This is a genomic window from Vibrio metschnikovii CIP 69.14 (assembly GCF_000176155.1).
Taxonomy (GTDB): domain Bacteria; phylum Pseudomonadota; class Gammaproteobacteria; order Enterobacterales; family Vibrionaceae; genus Vibrio; species Vibrio metschnikovii.
This window is the reverse complement of record NZ_ACZO01000006.1, coordinates 758,673-780,491: the sequence shown is the minus strand read 5'-3', so window position 1 is coordinate 780,491 and position 21,819 is coordinate 758,673. Positions and strand designations below refer to the sequence as shown.

Annotated in this window: 21 protein-coding genes and 2 pseudogenes; 10 read left to right on the top strand and 13 right to left on the bottom strand. The window is 44.4% G+C overall.

The window, feature by feature from the left end:
• Positions 1-10 precede the first annotated feature (10 nt).
• From VIB_RS07005 to VIB_RS06980, 6 genes are all read right to left on the bottom strand, one after another.
• Positions 11-2,863 carry a formate dehydrogenase subunit alpha gene (locus VIB_RS07005; protein WP_004395266.1) on the bottom strand — a complete coding sequence of 951 codons (2,853 nt, stop codon included), beginning with the start codon at positions 2,861-2,863 and terminating at the stop codon, positions 11-13.
• Between the two features lie 9 nt (positions 2,864-2,872).
• Positions 2,873-3,073 carry a transcriptional initiation protein Tat gene (locus VIB_RS07000; RefSeq protein WP_040904301.1) on the bottom strand — a complete coding sequence of 67 codons (201 nt, stop codon included), beginning with the start codon at positions 3,071-3,073 and terminating at the stop codon, positions 2,873-2,875.
• 64 nt (positions 3,074-3,137) lie between these two features.
• Complete coding sequence (locus tag VIB_RS06995; protein WP_115152736.1) at positions 3,138-3,776, bottom strand: TorD/DmsD family molecular chaperone; 639 nt, start codon at positions 3,774-3,776, stop codon at positions 3,138-3,140.
• A gap of 4 nt (positions 3,777-3,780) precedes the next feature.
• Positions 3,781-5,442: a 4Fe-4S dicluster domain-containing protein gene (locus VIB_RS06990; protein ID WP_004395263.1), complete on the bottom strand. Its 1,662-nt coding sequence runs from the start codon at positions 5,440-5,442 to the stop codon at positions 3,781-3,783.
• Between the two features lie 192 nt (positions 5,443-5,634).
• Complete coding sequence (locus VIB_RS06985) at positions 5,635-6,174, bottom strand: DUF3306 domain-containing protein (protein WP_050782716.1); 540 nt, start codon at positions 6,172-6,174, stop codon at positions 5,635-5,637.
• The gene (locus VIB_RS06980) at positions 6,164-6,628 is read right to left on the bottom strand and encodes a DUF3305 domain-containing protein (RefSeq protein ID WP_040904299.1); all 465 of its coding nucleotides are present in this window, start codon (positions 6,626-6,628) and stop codon (positions 6,164-6,166) included. Before VIB_RS06980 ends, VIB_RS06985 begins: the two co-directional genes overlap by 11 nt.
• Before the next feature lie 253 nt (positions 6,629-6,881).
• On the opposite strand from VIB_RS06980, the gene fdhD reads away from it, so the two are divergent.
• Positions 6,882-7,652, top strand: coding sequence for a formate dehydrogenase accessory sulfurtransferase FdhD (fdhD, locus tag VIB_RS06975; protein WP_212755142.1), 771 nt, complete (start codon positions 6,882-6,884; stop codon positions 7,650-7,652).
• A gap of 63 nt (positions 7,653-7,715) precedes the next feature.
• Here the strand turns inward: fdhD and VIB_RS06970 are convergent, their stop codons facing one another.
• The 3 genes and pseudogenes from VIB_RS06970 to VIB_RS06965 form a co-directional block, all read right to left on the bottom strand.
• A complete protein-coding gene (locus tag VIB_RS06970; RefSeq protein WP_004395259.1) occupies positions 7,716-9,770 on the bottom strand; it encodes a sensor histidine kinase in 2,055 nt (684 codons plus the stop codon).
• Positions 9,748-9,927: pseudogene (locus tag VIB_RS18330) on the bottom strand (helix-turn-helix domain-containing protein); the annotation flags it as partial. The gene VIB_RS06970 and the pseudogene VIB_RS18330, both read right to left, overlap by 23 nt.
• Before the next feature lie 81 nt (positions 9,928-10,008).
• A pseudogene (locus tag VIB_RS06965) lies at positions 10,009-11,193 on the bottom strand (sigma-54-dependent transcriptional regulator); the annotation flags it as partial.
• Positions 11,194-11,416: 223 nt separating this feature from the next.
• On the opposite strand from VIB_RS06965, the gene VIB_RS06960 reads away from it, so the two are divergent.
• Genes VIB_RS06960 through VIB_RS06935 form a run of 6 tightly spaced genes read left to right on the top strand, consistent with a single transcriptional unit; the run spans position 11,417 to position 16,323 of the window.
• Entirely contained in the window at positions 11,417-12,232 is an 816-nt protein-coding gene (locus tag VIB_RS06960) for an ABC transporter substrate-binding protein (protein WP_004395257.1), read from the top strand.
• Positions 12,233-12,238: 6 nt separating this feature from the next.
• A complete protein-coding gene (locus VIB_RS06955; protein ID WP_004395256.1) occupies positions 12,239-12,937 on the top strand; it encodes an ABC transporter permease in 699 nt (232 codons plus the stop codon).
• Between the two features lie 13 nt (positions 12,938-12,950).
• Positions 12,951-13,664 (top strand): energy-coupling factor ABC transporter ATP-binding protein, encoded by a 714-nt coding sequence (locus VIB_RS06950; RefSeq protein WP_004395255.1) that lies wholly within the window; start codon positions 12,951-12,953, stop codon positions 13,662-13,664.
• Positions 13,642-14,229 (top strand): molybdenum cofactor guanylyltransferase MobA, encoded by a 588-nt coding sequence (gene mobA / locus VIB_RS06945; RefSeq protein WP_004395254.1) that lies wholly within the window; start codon positions 13,642-13,644, stop codon positions 14,227-14,229. Before VIB_RS06950 ends, mobA begins: the two co-directional genes overlap by 23 nt.
• Complete coding sequence (locus VIB_RS06940; RefSeq protein ID WP_004395253.1) at positions 14,226-16,019, top strand: bifunctional molybdopterin-guanine dinucleotide biosynthesis adaptor protein MobB/molybdopterin molybdotransferase MoeA; 1,794 nt, start codon at positions 14,226-14,228, stop codon at positions 16,017-16,019. Before mobA ends, VIB_RS06940 begins: the two co-directional genes overlap by 4 nt.
• Positions 16,020-16,047: 28 nt before the next feature.
• The gene (locus VIB_RS06935) at positions 16,048-16,323 is read left to right on the top strand and encodes a DUF2960 family protein (RefSeq protein WP_004395252.1); all 276 of its coding nucleotides are present in this window, start codon (positions 16,048-16,050) and stop codon (positions 16,321-16,323) included.
• An 86-nt stretch (positions 16,324-16,409) separates the two neighbouring features.
• On the opposite strand, the gene nagK is transcribed toward VIB_RS06935, so the two are convergent.
• Both nagK and VIB_RS06925 read right to left on the bottom strand, forming a co-directional pair.
• Positions 16,410-17,318: an N-acetylglucosamine kinase gene (gene nagK / locus VIB_RS06930; RefSeq protein ID WP_004395251.1), complete on the bottom strand. Its 909-nt coding sequence runs from the start codon at positions 17,316-17,318 to the stop codon at positions 16,410-16,412.
• Positions 17,319-17,475: 157 nt separating this feature from the next.
• Positions 17,476-18,252, bottom strand: a complete 777-nt coding sequence (locus tag VIB_RS06925) for a tRNA-uridine aminocarboxypropyltransferase (RefSeq protein WP_004395250.1) — start codon at positions 18,250-18,252, stop codon at positions 17,476-17,478.
• Between the two features lie 111 nt (positions 18,253-18,363).
• On the opposite strand from VIB_RS06925, the gene VIB_RS06920 reads away from it, so the two are divergent.
• Positions 18,364-19,149, top strand: a complete 786-nt coding sequence (locus VIB_RS06920) for a sterol desaturase family protein (protein ID WP_004395249.1) — start codon at positions 18,364-18,366, stop codon at positions 19,147-19,149.
• A gap of 10 nt (positions 19,150-19,159) precedes the next feature.
• Positions 19,160-19,642 (top strand): C40 family peptidase, encoded by a 483-nt coding sequence (locus VIB_RS06915; protein WP_040904297.1) that lies wholly within the window; start codon positions 19,160-19,162, stop codon positions 19,640-19,642.
• Positions 19,643-19,713: 71 nt separating this feature from the next.
• Here VIB_RS06915 and VIB_RS06910 read toward each other — a convergent pair whose 3' ends face one another.
• Entirely contained in the window at positions 19,714-20,055 is a 342-nt protein-coding gene (locus tag VIB_RS06910) for a DUF3802 family protein (protein ID WP_004395248.1), read from the bottom strand.
• A gap of 391 nt (positions 20,056-20,446) precedes the next feature.
• Here VIB_RS06910 and VIB_RS06905 point away from each other — a divergent pair, with 391 nt between their 5' ends.
• Entirely contained in the window at positions 20,447-21,313 is an 867-nt protein-coding gene (locus VIB_RS06905; RefSeq protein ID WP_004395247.1) for a fructosamine kinase family protein, read from the top strand.
• A 97-nt stretch (positions 21,314-21,410) separates the two neighbouring features.
• On the opposite strand, the gene VIB_RS06900 is transcribed toward VIB_RS06905, so the two are convergent.
• On the bottom strand, positions 21,411-21,725 hold the full coding sequence (locus VIB_RS06900; protein ID WP_004395246.1) for a heavy metal-binding domain-containing protein: 315 nt from the start codon (positions 21,723-21,725) through the stop codon (positions 21,411-21,413).
• Positions 21,726-21,819: the final 94 nt, after the last annotated feature.

Here is a 21,819-nt window from a genome sequence, read left to right as displayed (position 1 = left end):
GGTTTACTCCTTACGCTTTACGGATGTTACACAAGGTGACTTTAGTTTCCTGCATTTGGGTAACAGGATCGTACCCATAGGTCGTAGCAATATTCGCTGACTCACCAATCACATAAGGATCAGTACCTTGTGGGTATTTATGACGAAGATCTTCACCTTGAAATTTGCCACCAAAATGAAAAGGAATGAACGCCATACCGGGTTTTACGCGACGAGTCACCATGGCTTTAACATGAATACGCCCTTTTTCTGCCCCTTCAACCCATACCATGTCACCGTCCTTGAAACCAAGATCATTGGCATCCTTAGGGTTCACCTCAACAAACATCTCTTGCTGCAGTTCGGCTAACCAAGGGTTTGAACGGGTTTCTTCACCACCACCTTCGTACTCGACTAAGCGCCCAGAAGTCAGGATGATCGGATATTCTTGGGATTTATCGATATCTTGAATCGATTTATATAGCGTCGGCATTCTAAAGATCGCGTCTTTATCTTCCCAAGTAGGATAATCGGCGATGAGATCGCGTCTTGGTGTGTAAAGAGGCTCACGATGTAACGGTACTCGATCCGGAAATGTCCACACGATCGCACGAGCTTTCGCATTGCCAAAAGGAATACAGCCATGCTGAATCGCCACCCGTTGAATGCCACCAGAAAGATCCGTTTTCCAGTTTTGTCCTTCTGCTGCGACTTTTTCTGCGTCTGTCAGATCGTCCCACCATCCTAAATGTTTGAGCAATTTATCGGTGAATTCCGGATAACCATCTTCAATCTCACTGCCTTTTGAAAAGCTATCTTCTGCGAGTAGTGATTGACCTTCAAACTCAACGCCATAGCGAGCACGGAACGTCCCTCCCCCCAAAGCGACAGGTTTAGAAGTATCATACAAAATATGCGTTCCGGGATGCTTCATCTCTGGAGTCCCCCAGCAAGGCCAAGGTAGACCATAAGTCTCACCATGAATTGGCCCACCTTCTGCTTCTAAAGTGGTCTTATGGAAAGTGTGCCAATGCTGTTGATGCGCTTTTAAACGTTCAGGGCTTTGTCCGGTATAGCCGATGGTCCACATCCCTCTATTGAATTCACGGGTAATATCTTCAATGAGTGGTTGATCATTCTCAACTCGAATGTGTTTACAAAGTTGCTCGGCAAAGCCGAGTTTTTTACTCAGTAAGTACATGATTTCATGATCAGGTTTGGAGTCAAACAACGGTTCAATGACTTGATCACGCCATTGCAAAGAGCGATTCGACGCGGTCACACTACCGTAAGTTTCAAATTGCGTCGTGGCCGGAAGCAAATACACGCCATCGCTACGCTCATTCATCACTGCAGCAACAGTTGGATAAGGATCAACAATCACCATCATGTCGAGTTTTTGCATCGCTTTTTTCATTTCTACGCCACGGGTTTGCGAGTTAACCGCATGACCCCAATAGAACATAGCGCGAATATTTTCTCGTTGCTGGATATTGTCTTTATTCTCCAGTACGCCATCAATCCAACGAGACACAGGAATTCCGAAACTATTCATTGGCTTAGTGCCAGCGTAAGTTCCTTGATCAAAGCGATTCGCTATCCAATCAAAATCAACATCCCACACCTTGGCCCAATGACGCCATGCCCCTTCTGCGACCCCATAATAGCCAGGCAACGAATCAGCAAGTACCCCTAAATCCGTTGCTCCTTGAACGTTATCATGACCACGGAAAATGTTCGCACCGGAACCCGGTTTACCCAAATTCCCCAAAGCCAATTCAAGTACACAATAAGCACGAGTATTGTTATTTCCTGTTGTGTGCTGAGTGCCGCCCATACACCAAATAATACAACCGGGGCGATGTTCAGAGAGTAGCTTCGCGGTTTGATAAACATCCGACTCACTCACTCCGGTGACCCGCTCCACCTCTTGAGGTGTCCATTTCGCCACTTCTTGACGAATTTCATCCATGCCAAACACACGTTGGCGAATGAATTCTTTATCTTCCCACTGATTTTTAAATACATGCCACAGTACGCCCCAAATAAAGGCGACATCCGTTCCGGGACGCAATGACACATAGTGATCCGCTTTGGCTGCGGTGCGCGTACGACGAGGATCGGCAACCACAATTTTGCAATTATTCTTCTCTTTAGCGATCAAGATATGTTGCATCGCGACTGGATGCGCTTCCGCAGGGTTCGAGCCAATGAACAACATCGACTTACAGTTATGCATATCATTAAAGGAGTTGGTCATTGCACCGTAACCCCAAGTATTGGCAACGCCTGCTACGGTCGTGGAATGGCAAATTCGCGCTTGGTGATCAACGTTATTGGTTCCCCATAATGAGGCCATTTTACGAAAGAGATACGCTTGTTCATTGCTGTGCTTAGCACTGCCAAGCCAGTAGACCGAATCTGGCCCCGATTGTTGACGAATTTTTAAGATCTCATCGCCGATTTCATCGATAGCCTGTTGCCATGAGAGTTTTTTCCATTTTCCGCCCTCAAGCTTCATCGGATATTTCAAGCGTCGCTCACCATGACCATGCTCGCGTAAGGCTGCCCCTTTTGCGCAATGCCCACCTGCATTAAAGGGGTGATCAAAAGCCGGCTCTTGGCCTGTCCAAACCCCATTTTGTACTTCAGCATAAATGCCGCAGCCAACGGAACAGTGCGAACAGATGGTGCGCTTAACTTCCGTTTTAACCTGATTAGGTCGCGAGGTTGCCTGAGCTTTTTTAATCATTCCTGGAGCAAATAAAGCGGAACCAACAACCGCACCACCTGCAGCTAATGAACTGTTGCGAATAAAAGCTCGACGACTGAGCCCTAATGTATTTGGCTGTTCGACCTGCTCTGAACGTTTGGTCAGTTTCATTATTGGCTCCTATAAACTCGCGTAGTAATCACGGATATGTTGAGTTTCGTGATACCCTTTTTGTAATGGCTGTGTCGTCGCCTCTTCCACAGTCTCTACCGCTAACGCCGACTGACTCGTCGAAGCCACCACACCTCCGACAACGGCGGCACCAGCCATGCTTTTTAATATCGTGCGCCGACTCTGATTAACATCTGATTGTTTTTTCATCGCTTCTTTCCTTTTTCCATATAACCGCGGTGATGGTTCCCCTGCCGTTGTAGAACGCTTGTTATCATTCGCTGACATTCTGCTCAATGGTGTTTTTTACATGCATAACATGGGTATTACATTGACTAGCAATGCTAGCTGGTATCATCTGAATGCTCTCTAGGCTTAAAAAAGCCTTGCACACTTGAGATACCGCTCGATAAAAATTCGCATGTTCGGCTTGCTCAATTTGTCGCGCTAAGTGATTAAACCAAGGGCTAATATGACGATGAAAAAACTCACCTTGTTGTTCAGGCATATCGCTGATCAGCCACGCCATACTTTCACATAAGGCGGCAATATGATCCTCTGGCTCTTTCACCGAGTCGGAACGCTGCAAACCAAGCTGCGCCATATGTTGGCGAAGATCCGCTAAAGGTTTTTCCATTAATGATCCAGTCAGGTGCCATGAGGCAAAGGGCACCACTTCACCTCTCCCGATACCAATAAATAGCCATTGATATTCCTCTTCAAGGCTATCAACATCAGTATGTTGTGCAGCGTGCCTTAAGGCTAACCAACACTGGCTCATCACGCTTGAGTTATCTTCAATCTCTAGGTCAGCCAAAAACTGCAATTGTGACTGACTAGGAGGAGCACGAAACAGGGAAGCTAACATCAGATAAATATCGGTGCGTATAGTGTCTGTAACTTGCATAAACATCGCCTTAATAGTGAAGTTGCTGCTCTGGGTTTTCAGCCATCGCTTCAAAAATATCAATCACTCGACAGTCTTCGCACATGGCGATTCGATTAAGAGACATGGGATCTGAAAAATGAGAGTGACCACGTAACTTATCTTGCAGCATGGTGATCATTGACTGAGGCGCAAATGCTTTTTGACAACGTAAACAGCGGGCGGGCTCTTCTTGATGTAACACCTGCGCCGCTTGTCGCTCATCATGGTCCCAATTGATTCTTGGTACCGCCGTCAAGACTTTTTCAGGACATGCAGTGACACATAAACCGCACTGCACACAATCTTGTTCAGTAAAATGCAAAGCAGGTATATCACCACTATGATGCAAGGCTCGCGTAGGACAGACCGCGACACAGCTCATGCACAAAGTACAATCTTGACTGGCGCACTCAATTGAGCCAAAAGGGGCTGAGCTATTCAGTGAATGAATCATGGAATCCGGTTGGTACTGACTGGCAAGTGCATCTAATGCTTGATACAAACGTTGGCGTTTATTACCAGAGAGCTCACCCAATCGAAGCATCAAATCGTCTTCACACAGAACTGGGAGTCCTTCGCCTAGCGATTCCAAATAGAGAATATCAATCCGCTGCTTGTCTAAGCCTAATGACGCTAATAGCGTTTGTGCTAACGACACTTCTTGATGAAGAATACGCAATACGGTCGCAGGCATATGCTGGCTAGCTGCAAACAGTACCTGAGTCGCGCCATTAACCAGTGCCGCGAACCAAGTATCCATACCGACAGAAGGAAGCTCTTCTAGCATCACCGGAATAACATTATCGGGTAAGGCTTTCAGCGCCATAAGATGCTGAGCTTCGTGGCGATCACTGCAAAAAAGAACCACCGGTGTTTCACCTTGAGCCTGAAAATAATGGTTAAGTAGTCGCTCAACAAACTTTTGTGTATCGGTAGGGTTAGGTAAAGCGTAATGGATCGCTTCCGTTGGGCAAGCCGTCGCGCACGTTCCAATACCTTGACAAAGATAGGGGTTGATTTCGATTCGGTGTCCTGTTTGTGCTGACCCTTCACTAGAAAGCGCACCCGCCGGACAGGCATCAACACACCGCTCACAACCTTTCACCCCTCGTGAGCTGTGTGCACACAAATCGGTATTGAGACGGAAATATTTCGGTTTATCAAAAGTACCCATTAATGTTGGAATGGTTTCTAACGCTTCAACGAGTTTGTTTTCACCTCGCCCCACAGGAAAGTATCCAGGAACGGGCACCTCTTCACTCATGATTCCGTTGAGTGAGAGATCCAACACAATATCAAAACATGCTTGCCCGATTGCCGCTTGTGCCAAATTGATGGTTTGACCACGATTGACCACCTGAATATCGAATGCCCCCAAATAGCCACTGATTTGTACCGAATCGGCAAAGTAAAGTGTGCTTGAATGCCCCTGATGGCCGTCAATCGATAAAAGCGTCAAAGAGCCCATTGCAGACAGTTGTTGGGCCGCACGTTCAATCAAACTGGTGGGGCCGATTAATAATGTATGACCACCACTTTGATAACTAACCGTTGGTGGGATCAAATTCTGCAGCTCGACAGTATGTTGCAGCGCAAACCAACGCGCTTGACCAGAAACACTAGAGGCTTGTTGTAGATAGTCGTTTAACATTGCTCAGTTCCATGCTGAAAGCAGGCTCATTGACCTACCCTTATTTATTACATGGATTTAGCAAATAACGTTCCAACTTAAAATGTCATCTATCTCATTGATTTATTGTGAATTTAAATGATTCTTTCATCACAATCCGTCCGATAAGACATTTTGTCTCATAATGAAACCGAGCAACGAGACAAAATGTCCCTACTTTTTATCCAACAATATTGTCTCATCTTCATCCATCCGATCACGCGGCATAATTGGCTGATGGTGAGCGAAGTGGTTATGGTTATTTGGGTGTTCAGATTGGTGTTCAGGTATCAGGTCTACATTCGATGGGTCGACATCAATAAGCCATTCACGGACAATTTGTGCTAGTTCACTCGCCAAGGGTTTTAACGCATGATAATCACCATCATAATCATCTAGACCATCGACTTGATTGAACTCGCCATTGAAAAAAAGCTGCCGTAACGCCTGTTTTTTCAACTCAGCAGAAGCCGAAACCAATAGCGTGGAGAGCGCATTCTCAGTAGCAAAGCTCTCTTCTGGCACCGACTCTGCCGGAGAGGCTGTCTGATTGCGGGTTAAGGTCGTAGACAGTTCAGAATCACTCTCAGATGGTAGATCACTCGGTAATGCTTTATCGCCACTATCCGATGCCTCAATAACCTCGCCTTCTGATACTGCTGCTTGATCTAATTTACGCTTTGACCAGCGATTAAAGAAAGAATCAGTTGCCACATGACCTCCCGGCACCTTTACGCTTTTTAGAACGGTAGTCGAGCAATTCACCTTCTCGACCAATGAAAGCTTCAATCCACGCTTGCACCGCTAAAGGCATAGGCTCAGAAAGTACCACGTAGTCGCTATCCATATAACGAGCCGCCACACCTTGCGAGGCGGTAATGCACACCAGTTTGGGTTGATCGTCATCGGTACTATTTTCCACGATCACGAATAACTTAGGCTCTCGCGAGCTGAGGTTAAATCGATAATCACTTCGCTCATCTCGAAAGATCTCCAATACGGCTCGCGCTTTGAACTCAGCCTGAGGCATTAATTCAAAACCGCTTAATTGCCATTGGCTCGTTACCCAACGCCCAACATTAAACGAGCGTAAATGAAGCAGACAACCAATGGACCATTGAAATTCGTTTTTGATCAACGGCGCTGAATGTGAAATGGGGAAAGCCATGAAGAGTAAATCCTTGCTTGAGTCAATACCATCAACAACATATGCTCATTTAAGCAATTATTACGCCACCCCATTCATCGACATAACATACGACGAAAAAGAGAATATGGAATGATATTTGCTGCTCTCTTTATCTCTGCCTCACTCGTATCATCCATCACGATTGGCGATTAACGCGCTTTTAGCATCGATATAGGAACAATTTGTGTCAGCATTCTCTCTTATTCAACCGACTGAAAATCCACAACAAACCATGGAAGTGACGGTATATGATCAGTATGGTGAGCCATTAACCAAATCCATCGCCTGTGAACGACCTTTAACCGTACTGTTAAATTGGCAAGAAGTGGTGACACTAATGACTCTAGGCTCTCGCCCCGAAGCGTTAGTGCTCGGTTATTTGAAAAACCAAGGTTTTATTGCTGAGCGAGAACAACTTCAATCAGTGATCATTGATTGGCAAACGCATTCAGCCGCCGTGGTGACTAAAGAGAATATAGACCGTGTTCAACCGGCGCTTAAGAAAAAAACCGTTACCTCTGGATGTGGTCAGGGCACGATGTATGGCAATGTGATGCAACAATTAGAAGGCTATCAAGTCCCACAGACACGCTTGAAACAGTCACAGATCTACGCAACGTTAGAGGCGCTCACCCATCATAATCAAACCTATAAAAAAGCCGGTGCCGTTCACGGCTGTGCGATTTGCCAAAATAACCATGTGCGCTCTTTTGTCGAAGACGTGGGTCGGCATAACGCTGTCGATACATTAGCTGGCGAACTCTGGCTGCAAGGGGATTCAGGTCATGACAAACTGTTTTATACGACTGGACGGTTAACCTCTGAAATGGTGATTAAGGTTGCGCAAATGGGTATTCCCGTCCTACTTTCTCGCTCTGGGGTCACTCAAATGGGCTTAGACTTGGCCAATCAGTTTGGTATTACCACCATTGCGCGAGCGAAAGGCCTGCGTTTTGAAATCTACAGTGGCGCAGAAAAAATTGATTTTGATGTCAAAGGCTAATCTTACGTGAAGAGATTGATGTTCCTCTGTGAATGAGTTCAATCACTCATTCACAGAAAAAGATTATTCAGAAGATGAGCGAGTCGTCGTGATCAGTAGCGGGCTCTCCGCCTTCGCCAACAAGTAAACACTAAAAGTGCTACCTTGCCCCTCAACAGAGTGAACTCGAATTTCACCGCCAACTTGACTGAGTAAACTCTGTGATACCGACAAACCTAACCCAGTTCCTTGCCTCTTGGTCGTATAAAAAGGGGCAAATATTTTGCTCAATTGCTCAGGCTTAATTCCACAACCATGGTCTTGAACATGAATGATCGCGCCGAGTATTTTTCCGTCTTGTTGCCAATCTTCACTATGAATGATGAGTTGACCTTTGCCTTGCATAGCGTGAATGGCATTGATCTGTAAGTTGACTAAAATTTGCAACAGATGATGATGATTCACTTCCACGGAACAGCGCGCTTGCAACTGCGTAATAAACTCAACTTCACGCTTCTTACTGCCCGCTTTGACGAGCGTAATACTCTCTTCGATAATTGGATTAACACGCTGCCAGGTAATTTTATCTTGCACACCACCATGACGACTGTATTGCAGCAAACTGCGAGTAATATTACGGATCCGATCGACTTGCAGCAAAATCGCCTCAATTTCCTCAGCCACCCGTGGGGCTTGGTCAGCAAGTTCAAAACGGATAAGTTCAGTATTGCCAAGAATCACAGCGGTAGGATTATTAATTTCATGTGCGATACCCGCGGTCAGCTCACCAAGCGCGGCCAGTTTTTCATGGGCAATCAATTTATTACGAGTTTGATTCAGTAATTGAATATGGTGTTCTAATTGCTGCGTCTTTTCATGCAAACTTGCTGTGCGCGATTGAACCTTTGCTTCTAACTGATCGGCGGCATGCTGAATTTGTTGGTTGTGCTGTTGCAGTAAATCCAGCATATGATCAAACTGCTTGGCTAACTGAGCGAGCTCATGTTTTTCATCCAACCCTAATGAGCCAATTCGTTGATTTTGATCGACTTGTACTCGTTTGACAACATGGTGAATGCGTTCAATAGGACGAAACAAATCACGTGAACCACGATAAACGAAAAAACCCGAAACAATCAATAGAATCAATGCCATACTGCCCATTTCGACAATATTGGTTAAGTAAGTTTTGACCAATGGCCACAGTAAATAGCCAGTATAAAGCATACCAATGACTTGATCATATTGATCGTGAAGTGGCTGATAAGCACTGACATACCACGCATCATAGACATACGCCTTATCTACCCATTGTTCACCTTGTCTTAATACCTTATCCGCTACCGGTTGAGAGACTCGCGTACCAATCGCTCGTCCAGCTTGAGTACCACTATGAAGCGGTACATTAGTACTGACCCGTAAATCATCTAAAAATAACGTTAGCGTGCCTGCTGGACTTAATCGATTGGCTTGTACGGGGTAGATTAAGTCTCGAATTTGGTCGACGAGTAACGTGCTATTGTTGAGCAGCAATCCTCCTTCTAAAAAACCGATGATCTTTTGATCAATCAAGATCGGCACGACAGTTCGGCTGACTAATCCACGCGATTCAACCAAGCGGTCATTTAACATCGGGGTTTGTGCACGTATCGCTAAATCGGGATCCAATTGCTGTAATTCAGCCGCACTCAGCACATCAAAAAAAGACTCTTTTCGCGTCAGATCCAAATAACGGAACTGCTGTTCTAGCGTGTTAACCAATTGAAAATGCAGAAAGTCTAATTCGTAACGTTTTTTCTGTTGCTGAACCCAATCCATAAACTCTGGCTGGTAGTAATAACCCTCTCGAAGCCCATGTTGAAAATCATAAGAATCGGCGAAGGCATGAACATAACTGGCTTGTTTTTGTTGCAATAGCGTCACGCTGTTTTGAGCAACCCCCAAGCGCTCTGATACATCCACCAAGGCACTTTGCCACGTGTAATGCAAAGACCAATAAAAGCTGATACCGATCAACGCCATTAATGTGACGGCAATCGGTACGGAAGTCAGAATCAACAGTCGGTAGCGGACCATACTTCGGAAGCGATGGTGCCACGTTCGCCACCATGAAGGTTTAGCGCACCTTGATTTGCTCATCACTTTCCCACTCTTTGAATTTTCGTTCTAATGTTTTGCGAGCAACGCCTAAATCCCGAGCCGCCGCCGATTTATTACCTTGATGAAAGGCAACGATTTGTTCTATATGCGCTTTCTCTACTTGTCTTAAACTCCAATGTGCAGGATACCCATAAGACTCGATTCGATTTGGTTCAACCCTCGCCGACGGATTTAGTGACAATGTCACATTGTTGTCACTGTTTTGACCATCACGTGGTAATGGCTGCCAGTAATGCGCTAACGGTTGACCAATTAACAAACATCGTTCAATGAGGTTTTTTAATTCGCGAATATTCCCTGGCCAGTCGTAATCAAACAGTGCATTAATATCTTCATGAGCCCATTTAGGCGTCGGCAGCGACAGCTCTGCACACAAGGTTTGAGTAAAAAAAGGCACCAGCTCATGTAAATCGGCTTTGCGCGCTCGTAGCGGCAAGACCTCAATTTTGAGTACATTTAATCGATAATAGAGATCGGCTCGAAAACGGCCTTCTTCTACCTCCTGAAACAGATTTCTATTCGTCGCAGCCACAACTCGTACATCAACTGGCAGCTCTTTTTCTGAGCCAACCGGACGTATCGCTCGCTGCTCTAACACTCGCAGTAAAGATGATTGCATATTAAGTGGCATCTCACCGATTTCATCTAAAAACAGGGTTCCACCATGAGCAACCCGAAAAAGGCCTTCACGATTTTTCTTAGCACCAGTAAAAGCGCCCTGTGTATGCCCAAATAGCTCGCTCTCTAAGAGCTCTGGGGCAATTGCGCCACAATTAACAGGCACAAATGGCCCCTGCCTTTCACTGGCTTCATGAATGCCGCGCGCCACCAACTCTTTACCGGTACCGGATTCACCTTCAATCAACACAGAGGCACGAGAAGGAGCAAATTGCATAATCAATTGTTTGAGTTGCTCGGTCTGTGCCGATTGCCCCAAAATTTGGGTGACACAGTGACGTTGAACGTCACGTTGTAACGCATATTGCATACGTTGATGTAACCGCTTATCCATACAACGTTCAACCGCTTTGAGCATCTGTTCAAGATTAAACGGTTTGAGAATAAAATCAGCAGCGCCCAACTGCAGCGCACTGATGGCTGTCTCTAAATCAGCATAGCCAGTCATAAAGATCACATCGGGGCGTTGTTCTTGTTCAGCAAAAATCGCTTCCCATTCAATCCCTGAGCGGCCGGGTAAATTAATGTCTAAAATAATCAAATCATAATGGGTCGTCGCGCGTAGCATTTCTGCTTCATCAATGCATCCAGCACAATCTACTTTCGAAAACCACTTACGTAATGCTTTTTGTAAAATAGACTGCATGCCCGTTTCATCATCCACCACCAATACCGAAAAAGCGTGATAGTGTTGCGCAGATTTTCGATCACTCAAATAAGCCATAATTTCCCTTTGCTGCGTTGTAAATGGAGAGACAAAAAAACCTTATCGTTTATCAGGATAAGTTGAGACATTTTGTCTTAGCTTGAACAAATTGTCACGCGGTCTGAGTCAAAGGAATAGCAACTAGCTGAAATTATTGATGTTTAGTAAGCCATTTTAATACTCAATATTGGCACCGACTTTGCTTGTCTACCATTCACAGCCACCAAACATTGATAGAAATATGAACCAGACTTTACTGCGCTTGCTTACTTGCTTGTTATTGTTAAGCAATAGCCACTTCACTTTCGCCGATCCTTCGTTACGCATTCGTTTAGCCACCACTACCAGTACTTATCACTCCGGTCTCTTGGATTATTTACTGGATGAATTTAAAAAAGACTCAGGCTATACAGTCGATGTTTTAGCAACAGGTACGGGAAAAGCATTAAAACTGGGTGAAAATGGAGATGTGGATCTCGTGATGACTCATGATCCAAAAGCTGAAGCGCAATTTATCGAGAAGGGTTATGGTATTTTGCCACGTAAAGTTATGTATAACGATTTTGTTTTAGTCGGTCCTAAAAATGACCCTGCAAAAGTCAGCGAACAAGACAATATCCAACAGGCTTTTAGCGCAATTGCCAAGCATAACCATTTGTTTATTTCTCGCGGAGATGAATCAGGGACACATAAAAAAGAACTGGCGATTTGGCAAGAAAATCAAATAACGCCGATTTTTTCTCAGTATCGCTCAGTGGGTCAAGGGATGGGACCTACGCTGACCATGGCATCTGAAATGCAAGCTTATACCTTAACCGATCGAGGAACTTGGCTAGCTTATCAAAATAGACTTGACCTTGTGATCCTGTATCAAGTCGATCCCTTGCTGTTTAATCCGTATCAAGTGATTTTAGTGAACCCTGAACGCTATCCAAACACCCATTATCAAGGTGCCAAAATACTCAGTGATTGGTTAGTCAATCCTAAAGGTCAGCAGCTAATCAACCAATTTCGCGTCCATGGCCAAGCGCTATTTGTCGCCAATGCCAATGAGTAAGCCGTAATGAGCCTTTGGCAAACGACACTCGATGCATTAGCACTCTTGCTAAGTTTTGATGCTGATCTTTGGCACATTGTCGCTGTCTCTTTTAGTGTTTCTTTAGCGGCCGTTGGGTTGGTTTTGCTACCTGCATTATTACTGGCTTTTGTTTTAGCCTACAGTCACTTTCCGGGCAAATGGTTACTGCTTTCGCTGATCAATACCTTACAAGCCGTACCCACCGTAGTGATTGGTTTACTGCTGTATATGTTACTGTCTCGAGCAGGACCTCTAGGTGATTGGCAACTACTGTTTACCCAAAAAGCGATGATTTTAGGTCAAATGCTCATCTGTCTGCCGATTTTAGTGTCCATGATGCACGGCGCGTTACAATCGAGTGATCGGCGTTCAGTCGAAACCGCGATGACCCTAGGAGCATCACTACCACGGATAGCTCTGACCATGATGTGGGAAACTCGCTTTCCACTTTGTGCAGCCGTGATCGCTAGTTTTTCGCGTATTGTCACCGAAGTAGGCTGCTCGATGATGGTCGGCGGGAATATTATGGGGTTAACACGTAATATCCCAACCGCGATTGCGATGGAAAGTCAAAAAGGCGCGTTTGCACAAGGAGTGGCACTCGGAATGGTATTACTCAGTTTAGCGCTCCTTCTGAATTTTTTGCTCTCCAGCATGCGAGGTAAAGGGTATCTACGCGCATAATAAAAGAGGTCACATGCCGATATTACTCACTGCTCATCAGTTATCCATGCGTTTTAAAGAACGAGGCTTATTTCATATTCCAGCTTTAACATTAGGTCCTCATGAAGCGGTTTATCTTAAAGGTGATAATGGCGTTGGCAAAACCACGCTATTAAAGATTCTCGCAGGTTTACTGAAACCAACAACCGGTTCTGTCTCTCATCATCGTTCTTGGTGGCAACGCCTATTAGGTCGCCGTGCTGATCAGCACATCATTTATCTTCATCAAACACCTTATTTATTTGATGATACCGTCTATCGTAATATTGCTTATGGGCTTCGTTTTTGTGCTTTATCAAGCCAAGAAAAACGTTGCCAAGTGATCACGGCCTTACGCATGGTCGGGCTAGAAAGTTTAGCGAACGAACACGTGTCTGTACTTTCTGGCGGAGAGAAGCAACGTGTGGCAATGGCCAGAGCATGGATTTTAAACCCTGCAATTTTATTAATGGATGAGCCTAGCGCCTCACTGGATGAAGAATCTATCGCCAGATTGGTTATAATGGCCAACGATTTACTGAATCGTGGCTGCAGCTTGGTGATCACCAGTCATCAAAATAATCCATTAACCGAATTGTGTCATAAACAATGGTGGATAAAAGAACATCAGCTGTTTGAATCACCACGGCTACACGTTATTTCACCGATTAGCAAAGAGAATTGTTATGTTACCTCCATCTCACACTAGCTGGGTCATTTTAGCCGGCGGTCAGGCTCGCCGTATGGGAGGGGAAGATAAAGGATTAATCACCCTTGATGGACAACCATTGATTGCCCATGTAATTGAAAGGCTACGCCCACAGGCCACACAAATTTTTATCAATGCCAATCGAAATCAAACGCAGTATCAACAGTACGCACCGGTGATCAGTGACATTGTTAAGGACTTTCCTGGCCCACTGGGCGGGATACATGCTGGATTAACTCATTCTCCAACAGAGTGGGTAGGCTTTGTGCCTTGCGACAGTCCATTAATTAACGATGATCTGGTCGAGAGGTTCTGCGCTGCAGTCAATCCACAAAGTGAGATTTTAGTTGCCTTTGATGGCCAGCATCAACAACCTGTCTTTACCCTATTTCATCGACAGGTATTACCTAAACTCGATGCATTTTTAGCACGCGGCGATCGAAAAATTATTTTACTCTACGATGAATGCCATACCCAACAGGTTGACTTTAGTGACTCGCCTGCCTGCTTTTTTAATTTAAATACGCCACAAGAACTGACTCAATTTGGAGCGTTAAATACATGACAACGTCACGTCCTTCTCTGCCGATACTGGGATTCGCTGCTTATTCGGGAACGGGAAAAACAACATTACTGGAAACCCTGCTACCTTACCTTACTCAACAAGGGTTGCGTATCGGAGTATTAAAACACGCTCATCACGATTTTGATGTCGATGTGCCCGGTAAAGATAGCTATCGCTTGCGTAAGGCCGGTGCATCGCAAATGCTCGTTGCTTCGCGAAAACGTTACGCATTGATGACCGAAACGATCGATGCTGAGGCAAAATTTGATGACCTTTTACAACGTTTTGACTCACCGCAACTGGACTTGATTCTGGTTGAGGGATGCAAAAATGTCGCTTTTCCCAAAATTGAACTCCATCGAGCAGCACTGGCTAAACCTTGGCTCTATCTAAATGACCACAATATTATTGCCATTGCCGCCGATGAAACCGTCGATACGTCGTTACCGCAAATGAACATCAATGATATTGAAGCGATAAGTCAGTTTATTTTGCGCTATGTAGACCATTATCAACCGCACTCTGATCTAAAGCCTCAAAAGCCTTCTATAGCTAAAGCCAATTGCGACACCTTGTCACCCGCCTCTCTCTCGGTAGAACAAGGGCTCGAAAAAATTCTTGCTGCCGTCTCATCTTTAAGTGACGTTGAAAGCATTGCGGTCAGTGAGTCTTATGGAAGAGTCCTTGCTGAGCCAGTTTTCTCACCGGTGAACGTCCCTGCTTATCGTAATTCTGCGATGGATGGCTATGCTATTCGCAGTGATGATTTACAGCGCGATCACTATACACAAGTCGCACAAGTGATGGCGGGCTATCGTTATACCTCCCCTTTGGCGTTAGGTGAATGTGTGAAAATCATGACTGGGGCGGCAATGCCTGATAATGCCGATACTGTGGTGATGCGTGAGCAAGCGGTCGTTGAATCATCCTCTATATCATTTCCTCACGCCTCGATTCAAGCTGGGCAACATGTACGTCAAGCAGGGGAAGATATCGCTTTAGGCAGCCGCGTTTTTTCATCAGGACAGCGTGTTCAATCGGCCGAAATGGGCTTGTTAGCCTCACTTGGTATGACCGAAGTCTCGGTGTTTCGCCGCCTCACCGTCGCGATCTTCTCCACCGGAGATGAAGTACAAGCCCCTGGTAGCCAAGCCACACCAGACACTATCTTTGATGCCAATCGGTTTACGTTGATTGGCTTACTGACTCATCTTGGTTGCCGTGTTATTGATCTTGGTATTCTCGACGATGATCAAACACTCATGACACACGCTCTTGAGCAAGCCGCCAATCAAGCTGATGTTGTTATCACGTCTGGCGGAGTTTCTGTTGGTGACGCGGACTTTATTAAGTCTGCATTAAATACATTAGGACACATCGATTTTTGGCGGATTAATATGCGTCCGGGTCGTCCGTTTGCTTTTGGTCATGTCTCGACGCGTCCTTTCTTTGGCTTGCCCGGAAATCCTGTCGCAGTCATGGTTTCATTCATGCAATTTGTCGAGCCTGCACTGCGTAAAATGCAGGGTGAAACGGACTGGCAACCATTAAAAATAAAAGCCATCGCCAGCGAAGAGCTACGTTCTCGGCAAGGACGCAGTGAGTTTAGCCGAGGCATTTACCATATTGACGACAATGGACAGTTAACCGTACGTACAACAGGGCAACAAGGCTCTGGAATTCTTCGTTCGATGAGTGAGGCAAACTGTTTAATTGAAATTGAACCCGCAGTCGACAAGGTTAATATCGGTGAAAGCGTGACAATCATCCCACTTCAAGGCAGAATTTAGCCCATGACAATTCGTTCAAGAGCAAAACATGGTTCGTACGATCATTTATACCTATAAAGAACAGCAAAAAACCTTAACTTTTTCTTATCAAAAGCACCGCAATATTCATGAAGCGGTTGCGGAAGCCGAAGGGATTGATATCTCAGACTATTTAAAAATGGAACTGCAGCTAGAGGCGATTTCGGATACTAAAGCGGTGCGTAATTACCGTGATAATTATTTTAGAAAGCTCGGTTTTGGGGTCATCACGTTACAAGCGAAAGAGAATCATGGCGTTGGTAAAAAGCCAAAGAAAACCAATTAGCGCTCTTGTAAAAACAACAACTCTATAAATAAAGTGGGCTTGTCGAATGACAAGCCCACTTTATTTGGATAATTAACAATCAGCAATTACTTAATGTTGAGAAAAGCAGCACCTCTAACACCACCGGAATCACCATGTTTCGCTTTAATGATTTTTGGACATTTTGCGATAGGTAATAGGTATTTGGGTACACGTTTAGGCATTTCTTGATAAATCAGCTCAAAGTTTGAAAGACCGCCACCCAAAGCGACAACATGCGGATCATTGGCCGTAAAAAGATTAGCGAAGCAGATAGCCAGCAGTTCCATAAAGCGCTCAACATGTTCAACCGCTTTGGCTTCACCGGCTTCATTGGCATGGATAATATCAATCGCTTTTTTCTGTTCACCATAATAGTGTTGATAAAGTAACTCAAAACCACGACCAGAGAGATAACTGTCTAAACAGCCTTTCTTACCACATCCGCAGCCAAGCAGTGGTGCATTATCGCCTAGATGAAACCAAGCATCGATCGGTAAACGCATGTGGCCTACTTCACCAGCCACATGGTTGCGACCAGAGAATATCTTACCTTCATAAACTAAACCGCCACCAAACCCCGTACCGAGGATCAATCCCATAACCGACGGTTCATTTTTCAGCTCCTCATCCCAAGCTTCGGAAAGCGCAAAACAGTTGGCATCGTTTTCAATTTTGACCGTACGCCCAATTCTTGCTTCTAAATCCGCTCGTAAAGGTTTGTTTTTTGCTGCGGGAATATTAACCGTCAATACATTCCCTGTATCGGCTTCCTCGGACCCCGGTAAGCCAAGACCAATTCTACCTTCAACCGCAAATTGAGCATCGTATTTCGCCACCAATCCAACCAGCGTATCGACCAATAAAGCGTAGTCTTCTGTAGGGGTTGCGACACGTTCTGTCGCTACGCGTTGTAAATTCTCATCAAAAGCACCAAACTCAATTTTTGTGCCACCGACATCAAAGCCGTAATACATGCTTATCTCTCCTTCAACACCCAACCTTGGGTTAAAATATCAAAAATAAAAACGCCGATATTATCCATCATAGCGATGGTTTTATCCGTGACTCATCCCCGAGTTTATCGTTTTCTGTTGCCCGTTTGCACAGGAAACCAGCATACATTGTACAACGTTAGAGGCAGTTCACTTTATTATCATGGGCATTCAGTCTCATCAATGCTGAATTTGAATAATCTTGCCACTGCTGCAGAGCTGGCCTTTCGCCTTTGAAGTGAATCAGATTCTGAGATTTGCCGAGCAGATAACTCTCTTTAAATGCTTCAAACCACAGTTGTAATGTTTCTGCAGCTTGCTGCTCTCCACAAAGGGAGAGCACTAAACTCGCGACTTCGGCTGTGGCAAGATATTGATCGTTGCTGGCTTTACGCATCAAGTAACGGGAGACTTTTTCAGGCTCAATCGATAACAAAGGCAAGGTAGCTAAATAGGGAGATTTACGAAAAATTCGCTTTGCTTCTCGCCAACTACCATCAATAAAGATCAGTAAAGGCTTGCGTGTTCCGCTGCTCTCAGAAATGACGGTCAGTTGTCGTTGTTTATCTTGCTCAGTTTGGGCTGGAAAAACGACAATAGGGAAAAATTTTGGATCGGATAATAATGATAGTAAATGAGGATCTGGCTGAGTTCGATGCCATTGATACACATAAGTTTCTTTCACCGTATCAGCGATCAAACGACCAGTATTACTCGGTTTAAATACTTCATTGTCAGAGACTAAAAGTATCACCGCGACTTGAGTCTCTATATTCGGTTGAAAATCACACAAACAGTATTGTTGCGCGACCTGACAAAACGAGCAACGAGAAATTTTTGAACCACGGGCAAGGAAAGGTTTGGTTGATTGCTGCAGGCGTTCCTGATACAAACGGTGAAAAGCGTGGACTCTCATAACTCGCACACAATGATAAAATAGGGGCGGCGATTTTACCGCTCACGACCATGAGCCGCTAGTCTTTTACGATAAGAACACCCAGTTTATCACTTAAGGAGCCTCTTAAGCATGCAACCAGAAACGGTTCGTTTGATTATTTTCGGCGTCGTACTGATCAGTTGTGCGATTTGGGAAGTACTCTATCCTCGGAAAATGCTCACGCAAAATAAATGGCTACGCTGGGTCAATAACCTTGGCTTAGTTGGACTCAACGGCTTGCTGATTATGCTGTTAATGCCTATCGTCGCGTTTTCTGCAGCCCAGTGGGCACAAGAACATCAGATAGGTGTTTTCAACTACTTGGGGCTGCCTTCATGGTTGGTTATTCTGCTGTCATTACTCCTATTAGATGCGATCATTTATGGTCAGCATGTCTTATTTCATCGCGTACCTTATCTCTGGCGCTTACATCGCATGCATCATGCTGATCAAGATATTGATGTGACGACAGGAGCACGTTTTCATCCTATCGAAATACTGTTATCAATGTGGATAAAAATTGGCGCAGTGTTATTACTCGGGATTCCACCTAGCGCGGTCTTATTGTTTGAAATCATCCTTAACGCAAGTGCTATGTTTAATCACAGCAATGCGAAGTTAGCTATCCCTATTGATCATTGGCTACGAAAATGGCTAGTAACACCTGATATGCATCGAGTTCACCATTCGATTATTCCTAAAGAAACTCATGCTAATTTTGGTTTCTGTTTGTCAATTTGGGATAGATTATTTGGGACTTATCGTGCTCAACCTGAACATGGGCACGATAAAATGATTATCGGCTTACCCCTTTTTAAGAAAAGCAGAGAGCAATGGCTGGATAAAATGCTTAGTCAGCCTTTTCGTCGTGATTAAGAGAAATAGTATGAGATTAAAAACGGTCGTGATGGTATCACTATTTCTTATCAGTGGATGCGCATCACAACAAGAGCAAGTAAACCAAGGATCATCGGATTGGCAACAGGCCGAGCAGTGGCCTGATACTTCATTATTTAACGTGTATCAGCAGTGGCAAGGCGTTCCTTATCAATTAGGAGGAAACGGTAGAAATGGCATTGATTGTTCAGCTTTCGTACAAGTTGCCTTTCGCGATGTCTGGCAACACCCTTTACCACGAACCACATGGTTACAGAGTCAACAAGGCAAAGCTGTCGCCTACCGCGATGCACAATACGGTGATTTGGTTTTTTTCAAAACCTCACCATCCACTCGCCATGTCGGTGTGTATTTAGGAAATAAAAGCTTTCTCCATGCTTCTACCTCGCAAGGCGTAACCATATCGAGATTAGATAACCCTTACTGGGCAGCAAGGTTTTGGCAAATCAGAAGAATAGAAAAGCCACTTTAGTCATCAGTGGCGAGTTTATCTCAGGTCTAGTTTATATAATACTTAATGCAAGTTGTTTTAAAACCGTGAGGTTAATCGTACTTACTCACCGCAGTATCAAACAAGTTTTTAACTAAAGCGACATACTCATCGAGAAATAAAATTTGTTCGTTGGTCGCAGGTTTATGCCAAACACTGGTCAGGACTTCGCCTAAATCATCAACCACCAAATCCGCTTCTTTTAGCAAGCGAAAACGAACACTTGAGTGTAGCTCTGGATTTTGCTCGAAAATCGCCATAATGTTACTGGCAATCATATCGGTAATGACATCTTCGACGCTCTCTTGCCCAATGTCACCATCACGGGTAAAGATATCCATGTTCATCGCCAAATGTTCGATCAGAGCTAAATAACCATCGGTTTCTACAACCACTTTTCTTCTTTCTTCTCCGTTTACCGCTTATTGCCAGAATCAACGTTGCCTTGAGTAATATTAAGTCATGAACACGCTTTTTCACAGTCTAATGACCGAGAATCTTTGCGTTATTTCTTGCCTCATCTGAAACTGCAGGCGGGTTTTACTGTTGATGATTGCCCAACCACAATAGCGTGGCAAGCTTTGAGATACGACATTATTGTATCTTAAAGCTGGTGTACAGTTAAATGTGCTGCGGGTTATGATTAGGAAACTTGACTGTAATCACATTTATTCCTTTTTACTTCATCCAAACGCTAACTAAATGAAATTATGTGCATTTGAAGTCTGAAATGTTGGTTTATTTCACCTAAACTATCGGTAAGTTCATCGGCATGGGAAAAGCATTATGTGGCAAGCCATCACGCAACAGCTCTCAGCAACCCTAACGTTCCAATTTGATCTTGTTGAAAAAAGCAAATTAGATGCTGGTGATATTCATGATTGTTACATGATTTCTAATGGCAATGAACGCTATTTTGTCAAAGTTAATCATCGTGACAATTTACCTCTTTATGAAGCGGAGGCGAATAGTCTGCGCCTGCTCTCTGAAAGTCAATCCGTCTTAGTTCCACAACCGATTGTCGTCGGAGTGACCAAAAATCACTCCTTTATTATCTTGGATTATTTGCCAACCAAACCATTAGATGACCTCAATAACCAGTATCGATTCGGTCAACAAATGGCTAAACTTCATCAGTGGGGAGAACAAAAAGAGTACGGCTTCGATGAAGATAATTATCTCGGCGAAATCCTTCAGCCCAACCCCTGGAATAAAAAATGGCATCTGTTCTTTGCAGAGCAGCGTATCGGCTGGCAACTACAATTACTCAAAGAAAAAGGGATATTTTTAGTTAACATTGATGAATTTGTCGATGCGATTAAACAGCAACTGACTTCTCACACACCTAAACCTTCTCTTTTACATGGTGCTCTTTGGTTTAGTAACGTTGCCCATTCCGTCACCGGCCCAATTTGTTATGATCCGGCTTGTTATTGGGGGGATCGTGAATGTGATATTGCAATGACTGAGTTAGTGACTGGATTCCAAGATGAATTTTATCAAGGCTACCAAAGCCTACTTCCTCTAGACAATAAGTACCAACAACGTAAAGAGATTTATAATCTTTACCATCGTCTTAATCATTGTAATCAATTTGGTGGGCACTATTTAAATCAAGCCGATGATGCGATACAGAGAATCCTCGCTTTTTAAATTCAAGGTAGGAATAAAACCTCCCTATCTAACGAACCCACTCATCCCAACACGGCATGCTCTAAAACATACCGTGTTGCTTTTAAACCTCAAATGATCACTTTAGTTTGACCGCCGTACCAAAAGCCAATACCTCCGAAGAGCCATTCGTAATCGCACTGGTGGTAAAACGAACCCCAACCACAGCATCCGCTTTGAGTTGTTTTGCTTCTATCAATAACCGCTCAATCGCTACACCGCGCGCTTCGATAAGCAGTTCAGTATAGCCATGCAACTCACCACCAATAATGCCCTTTAAATTGGCCATAATATCTCGCCCTACATGCTTAGACTGAACGACATTGCCCATTACAACACCAAGAATGTCAACAATCTCTCGACCAGGAATGGTTTCTGTTGTGGTGTAAATCATCAAATACCTCACTATTTATCTATTTGCTTTCACACAGATTAATTAAATTTACCAGCTATACTTTATAAAGTCGCTGACTATTTGGAAGGTATGT

Bases quoted from the DNA above. Each gene is read 5' to 3' on its own strand.
- VIB_RS07005 (WP_004395266.1), bottom strand. From the start codon at position 2,863: ATGAAACTGACCAAACGTTCAGAGCAGGTCGAACAGCCAAATACATTA.
- VIB_RS07000 (WP_040904301.1), bottom strand. From the start codon at position 3,073: ATGAAAAAACAATCAGATGTTAATCAGAGTCGGCGCACGATATTAAAA.
- VIB_RS06995 (WP_115152736.1), bottom strand. From the start codon at position 3,776: ATGTTTATGCAAGTTACAGACACTATACGCACCGATATTTATCTGATG.
- VIB_RS06990 (WP_004395263.1), bottom strand. From the start codon at position 5,442: ATGTTAAACGACTATCTACAACAAGCCTCTAGTGTTTCTGGTCAAGCG.
- VIB_RS06980 (WP_040904299.1), bottom strand. From the start codon at position 6,628: ATGGCTTTCCCCATTTCACATTCAGCGCCGTTGATCAAAAACGAATTT.
- fdhD (WP_212755142.1), top strand. From the start codon at position 6,882: ATGGAAGTGACGGTATATGATCAGTATGGTGAGCCATTAACCAAATCC.
- VIB_RS06970 (WP_004395259.1), bottom strand. From the start codon at position 9,770: ATGAGCAAATCAAGGTGCGCTAAACCTTCATGGTGGCGAACGTGGCAC.
- VIB_RS06960 (WP_004395257.1), top strand. From the start codon at position 11,417: ATGAACCAGACTTTACTGCGCTTGCTTACTTGCTTGTTATTGTTAAGC.
- VIB_RS06955 (WP_004395256.1), top strand. From the start codon at position 12,239: ATGAGCCTTTGGCAAACGACACTCGATGCATTAGCACTCTTGCTAAGT.
- VIB_RS06950 (WP_004395255.1), top strand. From the start codon at position 12,951: ATGCCGATATTACTCACTGCTCATCAGTTATCCATGCGTTTTAAAGAA.
- mobA (WP_004395254.1), top strand. From the start codon at position 13,642: ATGTTACCTCCATCTCACACTAGCTGGGTCATTTTAGCCGGCGGTCAG.
- VIB_RS06940 (WP_004395253.1), top strand. From the start codon at position 14,226: ATGACAACGTCACGTCCTTCTCTGCCGATACTGGGATTCGCTGCTTAT.
- VIB_RS06935 (WP_004395252.1), top strand. From the start codon at position 16,048: ATGGTTCGTACGATCATTTATACCTATAAAGAACAGCAAAAAACCTTA.
- nagK (WP_004395251.1), bottom strand. From the start codon at position 17,318: ATGTATTACGGCTTTGATGTCGGTGGCACAAAAATTGAGTTTGGTGCT.
- VIB_RS06925 (WP_004395250.1), bottom strand. From the start codon at position 18,252: ATGAGAGTCCACGCTTTTCACCGTTTGTATCAGGAACGCCTGCAGCAA.
- VIB_RS06920 (WP_004395249.1), top strand. From the start codon at position 18,364: ATGCAACCAGAAACGGTTCGTTTGATTATTTTCGGCGTCGTACTGATC.
- VIB_RS06915 (WP_040904297.1), top strand. From the start codon at position 19,160: ATGAGATTAAAAACGGTCGTGATGGTATCACTATTTCTTATCAGTGGA.
- VIB_RS06905 (WP_004395247.1), top strand. From the start codon at position 20,447: ATGTGGCAAGCCATCACGCAACAGCTCTCAGCAACCCTAACGTTCCAA.
- VIB_RS06900 (WP_004395246.1), bottom strand. From the start codon at position 21,725: ATGATTTACACCACAACAGAAACCATTCCTGGTCGAGAGATTGTTGAC.